This window comes from Aquibacillus salsiterrae, from assembly GCF_028416595.1.
Lineage (GTDB): Bacteria > Bacillota > Bacilli > Bacillales > Amphibacillaceae > Aquibacillus_A > Aquibacillus_A salsiterrae.
Genome location: NZ_JAMQKC010000052.1, coordinates 1 through 2,712 on the forward strand (window position 1 = coordinate 1; position 2,712 = coordinate 2,712).

4 protein-coding genes are annotated in these 2,712 nt (G+C 30.9%); all 4 read right to left on the minus strand.

Translation table 11 applies throughout. The annotated features are described in order from the left end of the window. Window positions 1-777 precede the first annotated feature (777 nt). Window positions 778-909: a hypothetical protein gene (locus NC799_RS18155; RefSeq protein WP_272447842.1), complete on the minus strand. Its 132-nt coding sequence runs from the start codon at window positions 907-909 to the stop codon at window positions 778-780. Between the two features lie 80 nt (window positions 910-989). Continuing rightward, window positions 990-1,205, minus strand: a complete 216-nt coding sequence (locus NC799_RS18160) for a hypothetical protein (RefSeq protein ID WP_272447843.1) — start codon at window positions 1,203-1,205, stop codon at window positions 990-992. Window positions 1,206-1,207: 2 nt separating this feature from the next. Next, the gene (locus NC799_RS18165) at window positions 1,208-1,789 is read right to left on the minus strand and encodes a hypothetical protein (protein ID WP_272447844.1); all 582 of its coding nucleotides are present in this window, start codon (window positions 1,787-1,789) and stop codon (window positions 1,208-1,210) included. 660 nt (window positions 1,790-2,449) lie between these two features. Beyond that, window positions 2,450-2,712: transposase (locus NC799_RS18170; protein ID WP_272447763.1), on the minus strand; the 263-nt coding region annotated here is incomplete at its 5' end.

A 2,712-nucleotide genomic window follows, 5' to 3' on the forward strand; every position in this document is an offset into this window, starting at 1 on the left:
TTTTCCTTTCGATTCAAACCACCAGGTCAGCAAGCGCAGCGCGGTAGCTTTGACTGAACTCGGGGATTCATCAAATCTATCAAAATACTAAAGTAATTAAATGCGACAACTATATTGACAAACACCGAAAATGATTTACATAAGTATCCATATAATATTTAAACCCTTTATCACTTAAATATTACTTTGCAAATAATAAAATAGTGATGATATCTTTTAGTCAAGACATCACAATATAAATTAAAGATTACCTCTAACACTAGCAAAAGAAAAGGCTTCTCAAAAGTTTAATCAACTAATGAGAAGCCTCTTCTATATACCTAATGTTAGCATTTTGTTAGCAGCAAATCATGCGGAAGTCCTTATATTTCAAGGGATTGAGCGGTCATCACATCATGCCGCCCCTTAGGTGAGAGTGTGTAATATCTTACACGGTGTGTGCGAAAAGTGCGGTATATCAAGGTTTTGTTAATTTCTTACTGTAACATCTTTAACGGTAATTTACCGTTTTTCACTGGATTGCGTTAGCAAAATGTTAGCATTTTTTCCTAAACTAACACCTAAGTTAGGTGTAATGGAATATATTATAGTGGTGATTTCCTTATTATCTTTATGATTATGGTGATACGTTTACGGTACCTTGAAACGCCTGCTGGTTAATTAATTCAAATTACATTAAATTATAACCTATTTATGTTAAATCTTATCATCTCTAATTAATCGTAATTAAATTTCTGACCAAATAAAAAAGCACAAATCCTGTGCTCAACAATAAAATCATTCTTTAAATTTATATCCCGCTTTTTTTAAATCATCTTTAAAATCTTTTTTTTCTATTTGTTTATAATAACTATCCATTTTATTTTTCCACTTTTTCAACTTTTTATTGTCTTTATTTTTAGCAAACATTGATTAATTCCCCTCCTAATTCATGTATATTTACATGATGGGGAAAAAGAACAACATTTATACTATATAAGATATTAAAATTACACTTTTATAGCAACAGGTTTATCTTCCATATCTATTAAATCTTCATCTTCAGTTTCTATTGAACATGCAACTTCTTGAAAAGCAGCTATAGCCTCTTCTTGGTATCTACTGCTTATAAAGCCTGCTGTTTCCAAATCATCTTTTAGCTTAATACTGTCTACATCCTTGTAGTAATTATTCATTTTTTCAAACCATTTATTAACATTACTCATTTTCACTTCACCTCTTTTAAGTCAGAATTATGAAGCATTCTTAAGTTAGATACAATACTCTTATCTCTTAAAACATATTGTTTTTCAGTTCTAAAATGTCTTGTTTTAGAATATGGTTCAGATCTTACATTTGAGAATAGTGGAGGAAAGATCTTATGTTTGTCTTTATAAACAAAAGTCTTTGATAATATAACTAAATCCAACCTACCTCCAAGGTGATTACAAAAGTATGCGTCACAATATTCGTCTATATCTAATTCTTTTTCCTTAATTTGTTTATCTAACCTACGCATCTCATAAAAGAAGAATTCTTGTTCCTCCCTTTGATCAAGATCTAAACAATTCTCCTCCTCATATTCTACAATGCATTCTAACACAGCCCATTTTTGCCCTTTATACTTTTGGTTCCTCGTGACCTTCATTTTAGCCCAATGCTCTGCTTGCTTTAAATCGTTATAAAAATAAAAACCATCACCTAAATAATGCTTGTCTCCTGATGATTTATATTTTTCTAGTAAACTATTATTCTCTACCATATCTTCTATAGCTTGTTTTGTATTTCCATGATATAAAGTATAACCCATTAATTTACCTATAAATATTTTTTCTTTATAAAAATAATACCATTATTAGCCATAAATTCCAACCAAATTCTAATATTATAGATTTAAAGACCAGTGGTACTATTAACTTAAGGGATATATTTTTATGCAAGTTCAACCCATAATACAATTTGTCAAAAAATTTTTTATTACAATCTTTTGTTCTACTTCTTTTAATATTTTAAATTTCATCCAAAAATTCATTTACAACATCTATAATCATAGAAATTTTAAGATCTTCTGCTGAATCTTCTAATTCAGCAAACATTTTAGTTTCAAAATTCATATTACTTGCCTGGCTCCCCGCTATTTAATGTTGAAAAATCAATTTACTAGAGCATATTTTTATATCTAGCAATCCTTATTTTTCACTTTACAAGTTTTATGAGAATATTTGAAACAATACAGTGTGTAAATCTAAAAATACCCTATAAATTCATAAAAAACCGGACAAGGGAACAGGTTCAATTGCTCACTCTACATCCACCACCTGATACATGTATAATTCCGATCGTGGTGGAGAATATTATATAGTGGACAAGGGAACGGGTTCGGTTGTGAGCGACACATGGCTCCATACTGATACGCGTTCTTTTTTATTACGACACCCAAAAGGCAATAAAGGATCGACCCTATCCATATTTAGTATTCAAAAATTAAATCCAGTTTGTTAACAGTGGCATATATCATGGCAATGAAGTTGTCTACAGTGCGATAGCCACGGGCTTTTCTTTTGGCAGCTTGAACTAAACCATTTATACCTTCAAGCAAGCCATTGGTCATTTTGGTGACAAACCACCTTAAGATACCTCTCTTGTGCTTCTTAAGAGACTTTGCGAGCTTAATCATAGGCTCCAGTTGAGAACGTATCGCCCAGTCATACCATTCATCAAAATATAGCTCAG

Bases quoted from the DNA above. Each gene is read 5' to 3' on its own strand.
- NC799_RS18160 (WP_272447843.1), bottom strand. From the start codon at position 1,205: ATGAGTAATGTTAATAAATGGTTTGAAAAAATGAATAATTACTACAAG.
- NC799_RS18165 (WP_272447844.1), bottom strand. From the start codon at position 1,789: ATGGGTTATACTTTATATCATGGAAATACAAAACAAGCTATAGAAGAT.
- NC799_RS18155 (WP_272447842.1), bottom strand. From the start codon at position 909: ATGTTTGCTAAAAATAAAGACAATAAAAAGTTGAAAAAGTGGAAAAAT.